General features: G+C 66.1%; 13 protein-coding genes. 8 read left to right on the top strand and 5 right to left on the bottom strand.

Annotated elements, in window-relative coordinates; translation table 11 throughout:
* Nucleotides 1–33: 33 nt before the first annotated feature.
* Together IB256_RS11610 and IB256_RS30780 are read left to right on the top strand one after the other, a co-directional pair.
* Nucleotides 34–3,237 carry a pilus assembly protein gene (locus tag IB256_RS11610; RefSeq protein ID WP_192402626.1) on the top strand — a complete coding sequence of 1,068 codons (3,204 nt, stop codon included), beginning with the start codon at nucleotides 34–36 and terminating at the stop codon, nucleotides 3,235–3,237.
* A 1-nt stretch (nucleotide 3,238) separates the two neighbouring features.
* Nucleotides 3,239–3,640: a type IV pilin protein gene (locus IB256_RS30780; protein ID WP_192402624.1), complete on the top strand. Its 402-nt coding sequence runs from the start codon at nucleotides 3,239–3,241 to the stop codon at nucleotides 3,638–3,640.
* A 7-nt stretch (nucleotides 3,641–3,647) separates the two neighbouring features.
* On the opposite strand, the gene IB256_RS11600 is transcribed toward IB256_RS30780, so the two are convergent.
* Nucleotides 3,648–4,235 (bottom strand): TIGR00730 family Rossman fold protein, encoded by a 588-nt coding sequence (locus IB256_RS11600; RefSeq protein ID WP_192292945.1) that lies wholly within the window; start codon nucleotides 4,233–4,235, stop codon nucleotides 3,648–3,650.
* A gap of 381 nt (nucleotides 4,236–4,616) precedes the next feature.
* Here IB256_RS11600 and azu point away from each other — a divergent pair, with 381 nt between their 5' ends.
* Nucleotides 4,617–5,063 carry an azurin gene (gene azu / locus IB256_RS11595; protein ID WP_081515554.1) on the top strand — a complete coding sequence of 149 codons (447 nt, stop codon included), beginning with the start codon at nucleotides 4,617–4,619 and terminating at the stop codon, nucleotides 5,061–5,063.
* Nucleotides 5,064–5,176: 113 nt separating this feature from the next.
* Nucleotides 5,177–5,803, top strand: a complete 627-nt coding sequence (gene trhA, locus IB256_RS11590) for a PAQR family membrane homeostasis protein TrhA (RefSeq protein ID WP_192292943.1) — start codon at nucleotides 5,177–5,179, stop codon at nucleotides 5,801–5,803.
* Between the two features lie 53 nt (nucleotides 5,804–5,856).
* Here the strand turns inward: trhA and nadE are convergent, their stop codons facing one another.
* The 3 genes from nadE to IB256_RS11575 are packed head-to-tail and all read right to left on the bottom strand — an operon-like array spanning nucleotide 5,857 to nucleotide 8,566.
* A complete protein-coding gene (nadE, locus tag IB256_RS11585; RefSeq protein WP_192292941.1) occupies nucleotides 5,857–6,684 on the bottom strand; it encodes an ammonia-dependent NAD(+) synthetase in 828 nt (275 codons plus the stop codon).
* 32 nt (nucleotides 6,685–6,716) lie between these two features.
* Complete coding sequence (pncB, locus tag IB256_RS11580) at nucleotides 6,717–7,916, bottom strand: nicotinate phosphoribosyltransferase (RefSeq protein ID WP_192402622.1); 1,200 nt, start codon at nucleotides 7,914–7,916, stop codon at nucleotides 6,717–6,719.
* Nucleotides 7,917–7,918: 2 nt separating this feature from the next.
* Nucleotides 7,919–8,566, bottom strand: coding sequence for a nicotinamidase (locus tag IB256_RS11575; RefSeq protein ID WP_192402620.1), 648 nt, complete (start codon nucleotides 8,564–8,566; stop codon nucleotides 7,919–7,921).
* A gap of 169 nt (nucleotides 8,567–8,735) precedes the next feature.
* On the opposite strand from IB256_RS11575, the gene IB256_RS11570 reads away from it, so the two are divergent.
* The gene (locus IB256_RS11570; RefSeq protein ID WP_192292926.1) at nucleotides 8,736–9,428 is read left to right on the top strand and encodes an NUDIX hydrolase; all 693 of its coding nucleotides are present in this window, start codon (nucleotides 8,736–8,738) and stop codon (nucleotides 9,426–9,428) included.
* Between the two features lie 155 nt (nucleotides 9,429–9,583).
* Here IB256_RS11570 and IB256_RS11565 read toward each other — a convergent pair whose 3' ends face one another.
* Nucleotides 9,584–10,477, bottom strand: a complete 894-nt coding sequence (locus tag IB256_RS11565) for a LysR family transcriptional regulator (RefSeq protein WP_081515560.1) — start codon at nucleotides 10,475–10,477, stop codon at nucleotides 9,584–9,586.
* A gap of 120 nt (nucleotides 10,478–10,597) precedes the next feature.
* Here IB256_RS11565 and IB256_RS11560 point away from each other — a divergent pair, with 120 nt between their 5' ends.
* The 3 genes from IB256_RS11560 (at nucleotide 10,598) to IB256_RS11550 (ending at nucleotide 15,038) form a co-directional block, all read left to right on the top strand.
* Nucleotides 10,598–12,088: an aldehyde dehydrogenase family protein gene (locus IB256_RS11560; protein ID WP_285887129.1), complete on the top strand. Its 1,491-nt coding sequence runs from the start codon at nucleotides 10,598–10,600 to the stop codon at nucleotides 12,086–12,088.
* A gap of 113 nt (nucleotides 12,089–12,201) precedes the next feature.
* Nucleotides 12,202–13,485 (top strand): NAD(P)/FAD-dependent oxidoreductase, encoded by a 1,284-nt coding sequence (locus IB256_RS11555; protein WP_192402618.1) that lies wholly within the window; start codon nucleotides 12,202–12,204, stop codon nucleotides 13,483–13,485.
* Between the two features lie 419 nt (nucleotides 13,486–13,904).
* Nucleotides 13,905–15,038: a branched-chain amino acid ABC transporter substrate-binding protein gene (locus IB256_RS11550; RefSeq protein WP_081515563.1), complete on the top strand. Its 1,134-nt coding sequence runs from the start codon at nucleotides 13,905–13,907 to the stop codon at nucleotides 15,036–15,038.
* Nucleotides 15,039–15,239 lie beyond the last annotated feature (201 nt).

The following is a 15,239-nucleotide window of genomic DNA, read 5'->3' as shown; positions in this document are numbered from 1 at the left end:
GTGCTAGTGAGGCTCGGAAGACTCTGTTCCCTGATGCTGGGCGTCATGCTGGCGGGCGCGCTGTCGGCCGCTCCGGTCAGCCAGGTGCCGCTGCAGGTTGCCAGCGGTGCACCGGGCAATATCCTGTTGTTGCCATCTTCGGCCCACGGGGCGACGGCGGCGGCAGCCAATCCGAGCCCGGTCTACGTCACCGGCGAGCAGTACTTCGGTTACTTCGACCCGGACAAGTGCTACGCCTACCGTGCTGACGAAGCCGAGACGGAGCGCTATTTCCAGCCCGTCGGCCCGGCGCTGGCCCATGTCTGCCGGCAGGCCTGGAGCGGCAACTTCCTCAACTGGGCTACGGCACAGGCCATCGATGTGTATCGCGCCGTGCTGACCGGCGGCGACCGTTTTATCGACGGTGCCGCACTGACGGTGCTGCAGAAGGGGCGGAATCTGCAACGGGGCAGCGCCTTCCCGGATCGCCTGCTGCCTTTCGGCACCGTGGCGGGTGCCACGCCATTCTCTGGCGTAACGCTGTACTTGCGTGTTGCGGGAGAGGAGCGCGACCTTTTGCTGAGTCGTAGCCCGGACTTTCCCGGCGAGCCGCAGGAGCTGCCGCCCGCAGAGCCGCTATTGCCTGCGACGACCTACCGGATCGCGGTGCGCGTACAGGTCTGCGTTGCCGGCCAGTTGGAGCGTAATTGCCAGCGTTATGGCGAACACTCCAAGCCCGAGGGCGTACTGCAGGAATATGCCGGTCGCCTGCGCTTCAGCCTCTTCGGCCGGTCTGATCGCGAAACGGGAGTGGTGCTGCGCGCGCCGCAGAAATTCGTCGGGCCGTGGCTGGATGATGGACGGGATAACCCGCTGAAAGAGTGGTCGGCGCAGTCCGGAGTCTTCATCGACCGGCCGGCTGGAGTGATCGCCGCTCTCAACCGTTTCGACGAGTCCTCGTCGTTCCTGCCATTCGATGACCTGGGCGAGCTGCTCCATGCCGCCACCGGCTACCTGCGCCATCAGCGAGATCATGCGGACCCGCTTACCTACGCCTGCCAGCGCAACGTCCTGCTCGGGATTGGCGGCGCGGGTGAGGGCGAGGCCGGCGTGAGTTTGCTGCGTCTTGGTGATCCAGCGGCCGTTCAGGCGACGCAGCAGGTGACGGCCATACAGGGCGGCGCAGACTCCGCCGCTTCGCTTGCACTGGCAGGCCTGGCCTATGACGCCCATGTGCGCGATTTGCGCCCGGACCTGCCCGGCCGGCAGAGCGCCGCCACCTACTGGCTGGCGTCTTCCCGTGAGGTGGACGGGCCGGGCAACGCCCTGTGGTTGGCGACCCAGTACGGCGGCTTTGCCATCCCGCGCGGCTATTCCTTTGTGCGCGCATCACCGCTGCCGGCAAGCGCGTGGCAGGGCATGGATGGCTGGCCGCTCAACCTGCTGAAACTCGCCGACCCTGACCCGCTGCGCGATGAACTGAAACAGGCGTTCGCCCAGGCAGCCGACGATGAGCCGAGGAGCACCGGCAATTTCAGCGCCGGCCCGAACCCCGGCGAGTGGTTCAGTACGCTGCTGGCCGGGCGGCGCTGGAGCGGCGACCTGCAGCTATGGCGCGAAGGCGAGTGGCTGCCGCAGTGGTCGGCCGCCCGGAAGCTGGACGAGCAGAGCGAAGCGCAAGTGGCCGGACGGAACATTCTCACTGTACGGCCCGCCGGGGCTGAGGCAGACGGATCGCTGATCGCGCGCACAGGCACGCCCTTCGCCTGGAGTGCCCTGGATGACGAACAGCGCCGCAGGTTGGGACCCGAGCAGGGTGAGTCGCTGGTTGACTACCTGCGCGGATCGCGCCTGCAGGAGCGGCGTGAGCCCGGCAGTGCGTTGCCGTTCCGCCTGCGTGACAGCCGGCTGGGCGATATCGTTGGCTCGCGCCCGGTCTATTCCTGGCACGACCCGCAGCCGTACGGCGAGCTGCCCAGGCCGGCGGGTACTGGCTACCGGGAGTTCCTTGCCAGCGAGCAATACCAGCAGCGTGCGCCGCTGGTAGCGGTGGGCGCCAATGACGGCATGCTGCATGGGTTCGATGCGCGCGATGGGCGCGAGTTGTTCGCCTATGTGCCGGCGGCGGTGCTGGGCCAGCTTCGTGAGTTGGCCGACCCCGGCTATGTCCATCGCTTTTACGTCGATGGGTCGCCCGTGGTGGGGAATGCCTGGGTCGGCGGAGAGTGGCGAACCCTGTTGGTGGGCAGCACCGGAGCGGGGGGCAACAGCCTGTTCGCGCTGGACGTGACCGACCCAGAACACGTCCAGTCGAGCAGCGTGCTCTGGGAGTTCAGCCACCCCGACCTCGGCTACACGCTGGGGCGGCCAGCCCTCATGGCCCTCGGGGCGGGAAGGTTCGTCGTGGCGGTTTCCTCCGGCGCCAGGGACCCGGAAAACCGTGGCGGGGACATCTGGCTACTCGATGCGGAGGATGGTCGTGTACTCAAGCGCATCCATTTGCCCGAGGCCGGCGACCTGGGGCCGGTCACGGCGATCAGCAGCATGGGCGATGTAACCGCCAATCGCCTCTATGTGGGCGACAGCCTCGGGAATCTCTGGCGTGTGGATCTGGCGGGCGATGCGGGTGGCGACTCGGCGATTCCACCGTCGCTGGCCGGCAAACCGTTGTTCCGGACGCGGGCGCCGGACGGGAATTCGCAGGCAATCACTGCGCCGGTGGCGGCAGCCCTGGACCGCAGTGGGCAGGTGCGAGTGTTGTTCGGCACCGGGCGCTTCTACCGTGTGGGTGACGACGAGCCCACGGCGAGGACTGAAAGCCTCTATGGCGTGCTCGACGACGGGCGGGCCTTGGTTGGGCGGTCAGAACTTCTGCCGGTACCCGGAGGGGACGGTGGTCGTGGCTGGTATCTCGACCTGTCGGCCGATGGCTGGCGCGTGGTGGAGCAGCCGCAGGTTCGTGACGGCAGGCTGGTGTTGTTCAACCTGATCGCACCGGGAGAGGACCCCTGCAGCGATCCGCTGGCTCACGCTTGGGTCGTGCTGGATACCGGCAGCGGCGAGCGGCTGGCGGGAGGTCTGCCGAGCGCTGTGATGGCAGGCAGCGACGCAGTGCAGCAGTCCAGCGGCGCGCTGCTGCAATCCGACCCGGCCGGTGCTCTGCGCATCCTGGGGGTGGATCGCGATGGCCGTCCGCAGGAGCAGGCGGTCGATCTGCCTCGCGATTCCGGGCGCAAGGCCTGGTGGGAGTCGCGTTGAAATGACATCGCCGAACGAACGTGCCGGCGGTTTCACGCTGGTAGAGTTACTGGTCTGCCTGACACTGATCGGCATCCTGTTGGGTATCGCCCTGCCGGCGTACCAGGAGTACATCCAGCGGGTGCGTCGGGTGGACGCGCAGAAATCGCTGGTGGAGTTGGCGCAATCGCTGGAGCGCTTTTATACCAGCCATGGCACCTACGTTGGCGCAACGCTGCCATTCGACCAGTCGCCACGTGATGCAGGGAAGGCCTTCTACCGCCTCGGGTTCGCCAGTGGCCCGGACGAGTCGGGCTATGTCCTGCAGGCCGAGCCGGTCGGGGCGATGGCGAGGGATGCCTGCGGGGTACTGACGCTGGCCAGCAGCGGGCTCCGTGGCGCGGCCACGGAGCGCTGCTGGTAGGCGTGTGTCAGGTCGGCGTACGGTCGACCCACTTGGGCGCGGCCAGGGGCTTCCAGGCGGCCAGGGCGCTGACCAGTTCGGCAGGCGAGGCGGCGCGTTGCAGCATGTCGCGGTGCGGCTGGCGCACGAAGCGCTCCTGCACCAGATGGTCGAGGAAGGTCAGCAGCGGGTCGAAGAAGCCGTTCACTTCCAGCAGGCCCAGCGGCTTGGCGTGATAGCCCAACTGGCCCCAGGTCCAGACCTCGAACAGCTCTTCCAGGGTACCCAGGCCGCCCGGCAGGGCGATGAAGGCGTCGCTCAGCTCGGCCATGCGGGCCTTGCGTGCGTGCATGCCGTCTACCACTTCCAGACGGGTCAGGCCGCTGTGTCCGACTTCGGCGTCCTTCAGGCTCTGCGGGATGATGCCGATGACTTCGCCGCCCGCGGCCAGCGCGGCATTGGCGACCATGCCCATCAGGCCCACGGCGCCGCCGCCATAGACCAACTGGATACCGTTTTCAGCGAGGTGTCGGCCGAGGGTTTCGGCGGCTTCCTGGTAGATCGGGGTGGCGCCGGGGCTGGCGCCGCAGAATACGCAGATGGAACGCAAGGTCATGGAGCTGTCCTCGTTTTGCTGGCCTGGTCTTGCAGGCCGTCAGGTTACCGACTGCGAGGAAAGCGACCAAGCCGAATTCAGTTGTCCTGGCAGCCGCCGGCGGATGCGCCGAGTGCGTAGCAGGCGAGCAGCTGCTGTAGCAGCGGGCTTTGTAACAACGCGAGACGGTGCATGGCGCGAACTCCTGTGGTGCCGGGGGATGGCGTCTATGCTAGGCGGGGTGCGCTGATCTGCCTCGTTGATCCTGCTGATCGACCTGATAGACAGTTCGAAGCTTGGCTCGTGGCCGATGGCCATTGATGCAGATCAGGGGAACCCCGATAGCGTTCGGGCAGTCTTCCCCTTCAGGATTCTCCGCCCAACCTGCCTAGGAGGCATGTCATGTTCCGTAAACTCGCCGCTGTATCCCTGCTTGGCCTGTTCAGTGCCCCGCTGCTGGCCGCCGAATGCTCCGTGGACATCCAGGGCAACGACCAGATGCAGTTCAGCACCAACGCCATCAGCGTCGACAAGAGCTGCAAGACCTTCACCGTGAACCTGTCCCACCCGGGCAGCCTGCCGAAGAACGTGATGGGCCATAACTGGGTCCTGACCACCGCCGCCGACATGCAGGGCGTAGTGACCGACGGCATGGCCGCCGGTCTGGACAAGAACTACGTCAAGGACGGCGACACCCGCGTGATCGCCCACACCAAGATTATCGGCTCCGGTGAGAAGGACTCGGTGACCTTCGACGTCTCCAAGCTGAAGGCTGGCGATGAATACGCCTTCTTCTGCTCTTTCCCGGGCCACTCGGCCATGATGAAGGGCACCCTGGCGGTGAAGTGATCCCGCTTTCGCTCGAAAGCGTGTGATCCGGAAAGCCCGACCCATGGTCGGGCTTTTTATTTCACACAAGCAGGGTAGGGTGTGGGCGTGGTTGAAATCGCAACGAGGGACTCATGTACCACGGTGAACGCTTCAACGCCTGGACTCACTTGATTGGCGCGGTGTTGGCGCTGGTGGGCGGCATCTGGCTGCTGGTGGCCACCAGCCTGGTGGGCGAGCCGCTGCGCATCGTCAGCGTGGCGGTGTACGGCACGACGCTGACCCTGCTCTACAGCATCTCGACGCTCTACCACAGCGTGCGGGGGCGGGCGAAGGTCATCCTGCGCAAGCTCGATCACCTGTCGATCTACCTGCTGATCGCCGGGAGCTACACGCCGTTCTGCCTGGTGACCTTGAAGGGGCCCTGGGGCTGGACGCTGTTCGGCATTGTCTGGTCGATGGCAGTGATCGGCATGCTGCAGGAGATCAAGCCACGCTCTGAGGCGCGGGTGCTGTCGATCATCATCTACGCAGTGATGGGCTGGATCGTGCTGATCGCGGTCGGTCCGCTGTACCGCGCATTGGGTGGCGCGGGTTTTGCCTGGCTGGTCGGCGGCGGGGCCTTCTACACCATCGGCATCATCTTCTTCGCCTACGACAGCCGCTTCCGCCACTGGCATGGCATCTGGCACCTGTTCGTGATCGCCGGCAGCCTGCTGCACTTCATCGCCATTTGGCGCTACGTCATTCCCCAGCACTGAACCCTTGAACTGGTTGGCGCGGGACTTCTCCCGCGCCAACAGCGGCCGTTCGCTTACGGCGCGGTGGGCAGTGCGCGCTTGTGACGGGTCTTCTCGAAGGTGCGGACGATGATGTCGAAGGCCTCCTGGCCGACATCCAGGCCGTGCAGGAAGGCATCGATCTCCTTGTAGGTCACGCCGTGGGCGTGCTCGTCCGGCTTGCCGGGAGCGAGGTCTTCGAGATCGGCGGTCGGCACCTTCTCCACCAGATGTTCCGGCGCGCCGAGGCTGCGGGCGATGCTGCGCACCTGGTTCTTCACCAGACCGGTGAGCGGGGCGAGGTCGCAGGCGCCGTCACCGAACTTGGTGAAGAAGCCCATCACCGCCTCGGCGGCGTGGTCGGTGCCGACCACCAGGCCAGCGCGGGCGTTGGCGATGGTGTACTGGGCGACCATGCGGATGCGTGCCTTGGTGTTGCCCAGGGCGAAGTCGCGGGTGGCCGGTGCCAGGCCTTCCAGTGCCTGGGTCTCGGCGGCCAGCGCCTGCACGGACGGGCCGATGTTCACGGTATGGCGCTCGTCGGGGGAGATGACGTCCACCGAATCCTGGGCATCCTGCTCGTCGCCCTGCACGTTGTATGGCAGGCGCACGGCGAGGAAGCGGTAGTCCTGGTTGCCGGTCTCGGCGCGCAGGCCCTCCACGGCGCGCTGGCAGAGCATGCCGGCAGTGAGCGAGTCGACGCCGCCGCTGATGCCCAGCACCAGGGTCTTCATCCCCGAACCCTGCAGGCAGTCCTGGATGAAGCGCACGCGCCGCTGGATCTCGGCCTGCAGCTCGGCGTCGGACTGGAAGGGCGGCTGCACGTTGAGTTCTCTGGCGATGGCGGCCTGTCTGTCTTTCATCTGGAGGGCTCCTGTGGAAAGCGGAAAATGGGTTACACCGGCACCTTGAACACGTGGCGCAGGTAGGCGACGAAGTTCTCGTCGCGGCATTGGGTCTTGCCCGGGGTGTCGGAAATCTTCGCCACGGGGTGGCCATTGCAGGCCGTCATCTTGATCACGATGTTCATCGGTTCCACCCCGGGGATGTCGCAGGTCAGGTTGGTACCGATGCCGAAACTGACGTTAATCTTGCCACGCAATGCACGGAAGAGCTGCAACGCCTTGGGCATGTCGAGGCCGTCGGAGAACACCAGGGTCTTGGTCATCGGGTCGATTCCCAGCCGGCGGTAGTGGGCAATGGCCTTCTCGGCCCAGACCAGCGGGTCGCCCGAGTCGTGGCGCAGGCCATCGAAGAGCTTGGCGAAGTACAGGTCGAAGTCGCCCAGGAAGGCGTCCATGGTAATGCAGTCGGTCAGCGCGATGCCCAGCTGGCCGCGGTATTCACGCACCCAGCAGTCCAGCGCGGCGATCTGGCTGTCGATCAGCCGCGGGCCCAACTGCTGGTGCGCCATCAGCCATTCGTGGGCCATGGTGCCGATGGGCTTGACGTCGAATTCGCGGGCCAGGTGCACGTTGCTGGTGCCGACGAAGCGGCCGGGGAAGTCGCGCTTGAGGATGTGCACGACTTCTTCCTGGGTGCGGTAGGAGAAGCGCCGGCGGGTACCGAAGTCGGCCACCTGGAATTCCTTCAGTTCCTCCGCGCTGGCGTTGCCGGCGAGCCAGTCGAGCTTGCGGTAGAGCTGCTCGCCGACCTGTTCCAGCACGACTTCGCGGTAGCGATAGCGGTTGCGCACTTCGCTGACAATGGCCAGCAGCGGCACCTCGAAGAGGATCACGTGAAGCCACGGCCCGCGCAGGCGGATGGCCAACTGGCCGTCCTCGATGCTGGTGTGCACATAGCGCAGGTTGAAGCGGAACAGGCTGAGGAAGCGGATGAAGTCCGGCTTGATGAACGGGATGCGTTCGAGGAAGGCGAGCTGGTCCGGCGTGGTTTCCAGCTCGGCCAGGCGCTCGATCTGGTAGCGGATTTCCGCCAGGTACGGGCGCAGGTCTTCGGCGTTGCGGCAGCGGAACTCCCACTCCACCTCGGCGTTGGGGTAGTTATGCAGCACCGCCTGCATCATCGTCAGCTTGTAGAAGTCGGTGTCCAGCAGGTTCTGCACGATGCTCTCGGCAAACACGCTCTCGGCCATGATCAGTTCTCCCTGATGCCCCACAGGGCGTCGTCCAGTTCGTTCTCGTTCGCGGAGAGGATCACCCCGGCGCTGCGCATTTCTTCGCAGGCGGCCTTCGCGGTGTCCTCCGCGATGGCGCGGCAGGCCGGCAGGTACAGCAGCACCTGGAAGCCGGCGCGGCGCAGTTGCAGTGCGGTGGTCTTCACGCAGTAGTCCAGCGCCAGGCCGCCCACCAGCACGTGGCTGACCGCGTTCTGCCGCAGGTATTCGATCACCCCGGTGCTGCGCCGTTCCGCCAGGTCGTGGTAGCACGCACCGTAGGGGTGCAGGTCCGGCTCCACGCCCTTCCAGATGAAGAAGTCGTAGTCCATCGGCCTGGGCAGCTCGTCCAGCAGCTCGAAGCCCGGCGTGCCCGGCACGCAGTGGCTGACCCAGGTGAGGTCGGCATTGGGCAGGGCGAGCGGCTGCAGCATCTGTGCCGGCTCGCTCACCACCCAGGGCGCTTGCGGGCTGTGGGCGTCCTTGCTGCCCAGGCGCAGGCTGGCGCGTTCGGCCATCAGGTTGAGGGCGCTGCCGATGGCGTCACCGCCGGGCACCGGCAGTTCATTAGGGCAGAGCGGGGTGAAGCTCTTCTGGGCGTCTACATCGAAGCTGGCGATCAGGTTCATGGAAGCCTCCGCTTGACCGTTGGTGGTCTGTCGTGGCTACATAATTCACGACATGAAATAAGTCGTCAAGCAGAAAGATTGAAAATCATGAGAGGTGGAAGATGCTTTCTGTACATGGTGAAATAAGTCACAGGGCTTCTTCCGGCGAGGAAGCATTCGAGGAGCATCGATGAGTACCGCTGAAGTGCTGGCCACCGTGGATATCGTGGCGCTGCGCCTGAACGCTGAGCGCGGGCTGGAGCTGCTGCTGATCCGTCGCGCCCAGGCGCCGTTCGAGGGGCAGTGGGCGCTGCCCGGCGTGCTGATCAATGGCCGCTGCGCCGACCATGGCCTGGATGATGCCGCCTTGCGTGCGCTGCGCGAGAAGGCGCGGGTGAAGCCGGCGTACATGGAGCAGGTGGCGACCGTGGGCAATGCGGTGCGTGACCCGCGCGGCTGGTCCCTGAGCGTGTTCTACCTCGTGCTGGTGGCGCCAGATACTGGACTGGCCGCCGACGACCTGGATTTCGTGCCGCTGGATGCCGTGCGCGGCGAGCGCTTCGCCTTGCCCTTCGACCACACCCAACTGGTGCAGCAGGCCTGCGAGCGGCTGGCGGGCAAATCGGTGTACAGCGCGCTGCCGCTGCACCTGTTGCCGGAGCGCTTCACCGTGGCGGAGGCGCTGAAGGCCTTCGAATGGTCCATTGGCGAGGAAGTCCAGCATTCCAGCCTGCGCGGCCGACTGGAGCGGATGAAGGCGGCGGGCTGGGTGGAAGACACCGGCGAACGCCACCAGCCGCCGATGGGGCGGCCGCAGCATGTCCTGCGCTTCACGCCCCAGGGGGATGGGGCGTTTGTGTTTGATCGGAGTTTGTTGGTCTGAAATTCCGGCGCGGGGGCCTCCCCTCACCCTAACCCTCTCCCGGAGGGAGAGGGGACTGATCGGAGCAGGATCACTCCACGTCATCCGCCGGCACGGGCGGCTCCCTCTCCCCATGGGAGAGGGCTGGGGTGAGGGGCTCTTACGAGCGCAGATACTTACCCTTCCATCCGCTCCCCGATCCACTCCACGAACGCCCTGACCTTGGGCACCGCCGCCGCATGCTCGGGGTACGCCAGGTAGTAGCCGCTGCGGCTCTGCAGGCCGTGCTGCCAAGCGATCACCAGCTTGCCTTCGCTCAGCTCCTCTTCCACCAGGAACCTCGGCAGCAGCGCCACGCCGCAGCCGGCTTGCGCTGCGCGGATGCACATGTAGAAGGTGTCGAAGCGCGGTCCGTGGTAGCTGTGCTCGCTGTGCTGGCCGAGGCTGAGGAACCACTCGTGCCAGGCTTCCTGGCGCGTGGCGTTCTGCAGCAGGACCAGGTCCGCCAACTGGGTCGGGTCGCTCAGCGGTTGCGCCGGCAGGATCGCCGGTGAGCACACCGGCACCATCTCCTCGCCGAACAGCGCCACGCACTCGGCGCCGGGCAGAGTGGCGGCGCCGAAGAAGAACGCGATATCGCAGCGCGATTGCAGGAGGTCGCCGGGCTCCAGTTCCTGGCGCAGGTCCAGGTGGATGTTCGGGTGGCGATGGCGCCAGCCGTTCAGCCGCGGGATCAGCCAGCGTGCGCCGAAGGTCGGCGGCGTCGCCACGCGCAGCACTTCGGTCTCGCCGCCGTAGGACAGCAGGTAGTGGGTGGACATCTCCACCTGCGTGAGGATCTTGCGCACCTCCACCAGGTACAGGTCGCCCGCCGGGGTCAGTTGCAGCCGGCGGCGTACGCGGCGGAACAGCAGGTGCTGGAGCATTTCCTCCAGCTGCGCCACCTGCTTGCTGACCGCGCTCTGGGTCAGGTTCAGCTCCTCGGAGGCACGGGTGAAACTCAGGTGCCGCGCCACCGCTTCGAAGCATTGCAGGGCGGTCATGGACGGCAGGTGGCGTTTGCTCAGCATGGCGGGCAGTTCATGAATTTACGGAATGATGTGCATAGGAAACGTCGTTTGTTGTGCCTCGGCAAGCCGTTTATTACTGCTGGCATTCCGTCAGGTCATCTGAAAAGAACTGGAGTCCGCATGATTTCCGCACTGCTCGAATCCCTCGGCGTCGACGCCCGCCTGGTCACCGGTGGCGATCAGGTCATCCACTCTCCCATCGACGGCCGCCGCCTGGGCGCGGTGCGCCTGGAAAGCGCCGCCGAGGTGGAGCAGAAGATCGGCCGCGCCGCCCATGCCTTCGACGCCTGGCGCAAGGTGCCGGCGCCGCGCCGTGGCGAACTGGTGCGCCTGTTCGGCGAGGAACTGCGGGCGAGCAAGGCGGCGCTGGGCGAACTGGTGTCCTGGGAGGCCGGCAAGATCACCCAGGAAGGCCTGGGCGAAGTGCAGGAGATGATCGATATCTGCGACTTCGCCGTCGGCCTGTCGCGCCAGCTCTACGGCCTGACCATCGCCTCCGAGCGCCCCGGCCACCACATGCGCGAGACCTGGCATCCACTGGGCGTGGTCGGGGTGATCAGCGCCTTCAACTTCCCGGTCGCCGTGTGGTCGTGGAACACCGCGCTGGCGCTGGTCTGTGGTAACTCGGTTGTGTGGAAGCCATCGGAGAAGACCCCGCTCACCGCGCTGGCCTGCCAGGCGCTGTTCGAGCGCGCACTGAGCAAGTTCGGTGACGCCCCGGCGCACCTGAGTCAGGTGGTGATCGGTGATCGCAGCGCCGGCGAAGCGCTGGTGGACGACGTGCGCGTCGCCCTGGTCAGCGCCACGGGCAGCACCCGTATGGGCCGCGAAGTCGGCCCGCGCGTGGCGGCCCGTTTCGGCCGCAGCATCCTCGAGCTGGGTGGCAACAACGCGATGATCCTGGCGCCCAGCGCCGACCTCGATATGGCCGTGCGCGCCGTGCTGTTCAGCGCTGTCGGCACCGCCGGGCAGCGCTGCACCACGCTGCGCCGGCTGATTGCCCACGAGTCGGTGAAGGACGAGTTCGTCAGCCGCCTGAAGACTGCCTACGCCAAGGTGCGCATCGGCCATCCGCTGGAAGGCAACCTGGTCGGCCCGCTGATCGACGAGCGCAGCTTCCTCGCCATGCAGGGCGCGCTGGAGCAGGCGCGTGGTGAGGGCGGCGTGGTGTTCGGCGGCGAGCGTCAGCTGGCCGACAAATTCCCCGGGGCCTACTACGTGTCGCCGGCCATCGTCGAGATGCCCGAGCAGAGCGATGTGGTGCGCAGCGAGACTTTCGCGCCGATCCTCTACGTGGTGCCCTACCAGGACTTCAACGATGCGGTGGCGCTGAACAACGGCGTGCCCCAGGGCCTGTCGTCTTGCATCTTCACCACGGACCTGCGCGAGGCGGAAGCCTTCATCTCGGCGGTGGGCAGCGACTGCGGCATCGCCAACGTCAACATCGGCCCCAGCGGCGCGGAGATCGGCGGCGCCTTCGGTGGCGAGAAGGAAACCGGCGGCGGCCGCGAGTCCGGCTCCGACGCCTGGAAGGGCTACATGCGCCGGCAGACCAACACCGTGAACTACTCGCGGGAACTGCCGCTGGCCCAGGGCATAGTCTTCGACTGAGGCCGAGTTTCCGCTCGCTCAACGTAGGGCGAATAACCGCTTGCGGTTATCCGCCCTACGAGAAACACGCAGTACAGAGTCATTCACAAAGGTTCGCGTAGAAGGATCGCTGGATGTCGCTTCGCCAAGAGTGTCTGTGGGAGCACCTGACTCCCGACCGCCCGGAAGCCCCGGAGCTGCGAGGGGATCGCAAGGTCGACGTGTGTGTCATCGGCGCGGGCTTCACCGGCCTGTCCGCCGCGCTGCATCTGCTGGAACGCGGCCAGAAGGTCTGCGTGCTGGAAGCCCACACCACCGGGCATGGTGGCTCGGGGCGCAACGTCGGGCTGGTCAACGCCGGCCTGTGGATTCCCCCGGACGAGATCGAAGCCGGCATGGGCGCGGAGATCGGGCAGCGGGTCAACCGCATGCTCGGCAACGCGCCCTCGCTGGTGTTCTCGCTGATCGACAAGTACGCCATCGATTGCCAGGCGCGCCGCGAAGGCACGCTGCACATGGCGCACAACGCCCGTGGCCTGGCGGACCTGCGCAGCCGCTGCGAACAATGGGGCCGCCGCGGGGCGCCGGTGGAACTGCTCACCGGCGCCGACTGCGAACAGGCTTGCGGCACCGACAGGATTGCTGGCGCACTGCTGGACCGCCGCGCCGGCACGCTCAATCCCATGGGCTACGTCAGCGGCTTGGCCCGCGCGGTGGTCGGCCTGGGGGGCGAGTTGTACCACCATTCCCCGGTGGTCGGCCTGGTGCGTGTGGGCAGCGCGTGGAACGTGATCACTGCTGGCGGCGTGGTCACCGCCGACAAGGTGGTGATCGCCTCCAGCGCCTACACCGAAGGCGAGTGGACGCAGCTGCGCCGCACGTTCTTCCCCGGTTACTACTACCAGGTTGCCTCGCGCCCGCTGGAGGGCGCAGAAGCCGCGCGCATCTTGCCGGGCGGGCAGGGCTCCTGGGATACCCGCCAGGTGCTCAGCAGCATCCGCCGCGATGCAGACGGGCGCCTGCTGCTCGGCAGCCTCGGCAAGGGCACCGGCAAGCCGGCGTGGTTCCTCAAGAGTTGGGCCGACCGCATCCAGCAGCACTACTTCCCCAGGCTGGGCAAGGTGGACTGGGAGTTCACCTGGACCGGCTGCATCGACTTCACCCCCGACCACCTCATGCGCCTGTTCGAGCCGGCGCCGGGGCTGGTCGCCATGAGCGGCTACAACGGCCGTGGCGTCACCACCGGCACGGTGGTGGGCAAGGCCTTCGCCGACTTCCTGCTGGACGGTGACGCCAGCGCCTTGCCGATGCCGCTCAGGCCCATGGAGGAAATCTCCGCGGTGGGCCTGCGCAGCTGTCTGTACGAAGCCGGCTTCTCCCTCTACCACGCCGGGCAATGCCTGCGGGTGGTGATCTGACGCTGCTCAAGGCGGGGCGAGGGCCGCCCCGGTTTGACCCGCCAACGCTCGCTGCACTTTGGTCTAGCCTCTTATGGTGCGTTACCCCGACGGGTCTGCACCGCGGATGTGCAGTTCGGTGACAGCGATGGTTACGGTTGGGGTTGCGCCTGTGGTGGCTGGAAAAAGCCAGCTCACGGGAAGTCGGGTTGCACCCTTTTGCCTGCCGGGTTGCACCTTATGCTTTCAATGGGTTGCACGTGTCTAGCACTTGATGTCTGCCAGCTCGGGCTGTTTTCGCTGTAGGACTTGGTTAATAACAAAAACGAATGGCACGCCGCTTGCTGTTGATTGATCGCTAAGTCGCTGAATCGCTACACGAGAAATCGCCAACAAGAAATACAACGCGCCATTACAAAAACCCTCAGGAGCAAAACTCCATGTCGCAGAAGATTTTCAGAAAAGGCTTTCTGGCTCTGGCGGTAACCACCGCACTGGGCGTGTCTTCCGTAGTACAGGCCGATGTCGTTATCGGGGTCGCGGGTCCGCATACCGGGGCGAACGCCTCGTTCGGTGAACAGTACTGGCGCGGCGCCAATATGGCCGCCGACGCAATCAACGCCGCCGGTGGCGTCAATGGGGAAAAGATCAAGCTGGTGAAGGCCGACGACGCCTGTGAGCCGAAGCAGGCCGTGGCCGTTGCCAACCGTCTGGTTGACCAGGACAAGGCCGTGGGTGTCGTCGGCCACTTCTGTTCCTCCAACACCATTCCCGCCTCCGAGGTCTATGACGAGGCCGGCCTCATCACCATCACCCCCGGCTCGACCAACCCGAAAGTCACCGAGCGTGGCCTTGCCGGCATGTTCCGCATGTGCGGACGCGACGATCAGCAGGGCGTGGTCGCCGGCAACTACATCGTCAACGTGCTGAAGGCCAAGAAAGTCGCGGTTATCCACGACAAGGACACCTATGGCCAGGGCCTTGCGGACGCGACCAAAGCGCAGCTGAACAAGCTGGGCGTCACCGAAGTGCTCTACGAGGGTCTGACCCGCGGTGAGAAGGACTTCAATGCCCTGGTCACCAAGATCCGTTCCTCGGGCGCGGAAGTGGTGTTCTTCGGCGGCCTGCACCCGGAGGCCGGTCCGCTGGTCCGGCAGATGCGCGAGCAGGGCCTGACCACCGTGTTCTTCTCCGACGACGGCATCGTCACCGACGAACTGGTCACCACCGCCGGCGGCCCGCAGTACACCAAGGGTGTGCTGATGACCTTCGGCGCCGACCCGCGCCTGATTCCCGAAGGCAAGGCCGTGGTGGACAAGTTCCGCGCCAGCGGCTTCGAGCCCGAAGGCTACACCCTGTACGCCTACGCCTCGGTTCAGGCACTGGCCGCCGCCTTCAACGGCGCTGGCAAGAACGATCCCCAGGCGGCCAGCAAATGGCTGCACACCCACCCGGTCGACACCGTCATGGGCAAGAAGGAGTGGGATGAGAAGGGCGACCTGAAGGTCTCCGACTATGTCGTCTACCAGTGGGACGACAAGGGCAAGTACCACCAGTTGGAGAAACAGAAGTAAGGGGCCGGCTCCTGTCGAGGCTCCCGAGCTTCACCGGCCAGGCCCGCCTGGCCGGTGAAGCGGTGCCCCGCGCAGCGATTGCGCACCCCGTGCGATCTGCCGGCGCCGCCACGAGCGGTGCCGGTATCCCCGCAGGTCGGCGCTTGCCCGGCGACGGTCACGAGCCGTTCAGCCCGCTTGCCGCCAGCCTTCCCTGCCCTG

The sequence above is a fragment of the Pseudomonas sp. PDM17 genome (assembly GCF_014851985.1).
GTDB lineage: Bacteria > Pseudomonadota > Gammaproteobacteria > Pseudomonadales > Pseudomonadaceae > Pseudomonas.
The sequence above is the reverse complement of the archived record's forward strand: the minus strand, read 5'-3'. Positions and strand labels throughout refer to the sequence as shown.

Bases quoted from the DNA above. Each gene is read 5' to 3' on its own strand.
- nadE (WP_192292941.1), bottom strand. From the start codon at position 6,684: ATGAAAGACAGACAGGCCGCCATCGCCAGAGAACTCAACGTGCAGCCG.
- IB256_RS11565 (WP_081515560.1), bottom strand. From the start codon at position 10,477: ATGCTGAGCAAACGCCACCTGCCGTCCATGACCGCCCTGCAATGCTTC.
- IB256_RS30780 (WP_192402624.1), top strand. From the start codon at position 3,239: ATGACATCGCCGAACGAACGTGCCGGCGGTTTCACGCTGGTAGAGTTA.
- trhA (WP_192292943.1), top strand. From the start codon at position 5,177: ATGTACCACGGTGAACGCTTCAACGCCTGGACTCACTTGATTGGCGCG.
- IB256_RS11610 (WP_192402626.1), top strand. From the start codon at position 34: ATGCTGGGCGTCATGCTGGCGGGCGCGCTGTCGGCCGCTCCGGTCAGC.
- IB256_RS11575 (WP_192402620.1), bottom strand. From the start codon at position 8,566: ATGAACCTGATCGCCAGCTTCGATGTAGACGCCCAGAAGAGCTTCACC.
- pncB (WP_192402622.1), bottom strand. From the start codon at position 7,916: ATGGCCGAGAGCGTGTTTGCCGAGAGCATCGTGCAGAACCTGCTGGAC.
- IB256_RS11560 (WP_285887129.1), top strand. From the start codon at position 10,598: ATGATTTCCGCACTGCTCGAATCCCTCGGCGTCGACGCCCGCCTGGTC.
- azu (WP_081515554.1), top strand. From the start codon at position 4,617: ATGTTCCGTAAACTCGCCGCTGTATCCCTGCTTGGCCTGTTCAGTGCC.
- IB256_RS11600 (WP_192292945.1), bottom strand. From the start codon at position 4,235: ATGACCTTGCGTTCCATCTGCGTATTCTGCGGCGCCAGCCCCGGCGCC.
- IB256_RS11550 (WP_081515563.1), top strand. From the start codon at position 13,905: ATGTCGCAGAAGATTTTCAGAAAAGGCTTTCTGGCTCTGGCGGTAACC.
- IB256_RS11570 (WP_192292926.1), top strand. From the start codon at position 8,736: ATGAGTACCGCTGAAGTGCTGGCCACCGTGGATATCGTGGCGCTGCGC.
- IB256_RS11555 (WP_192402618.1), top strand. From the start codon at position 12,202: ATGTCGCTTCGCCAAGAGTGTCTGTGGGAGCACCTGACTCCCGACCGC.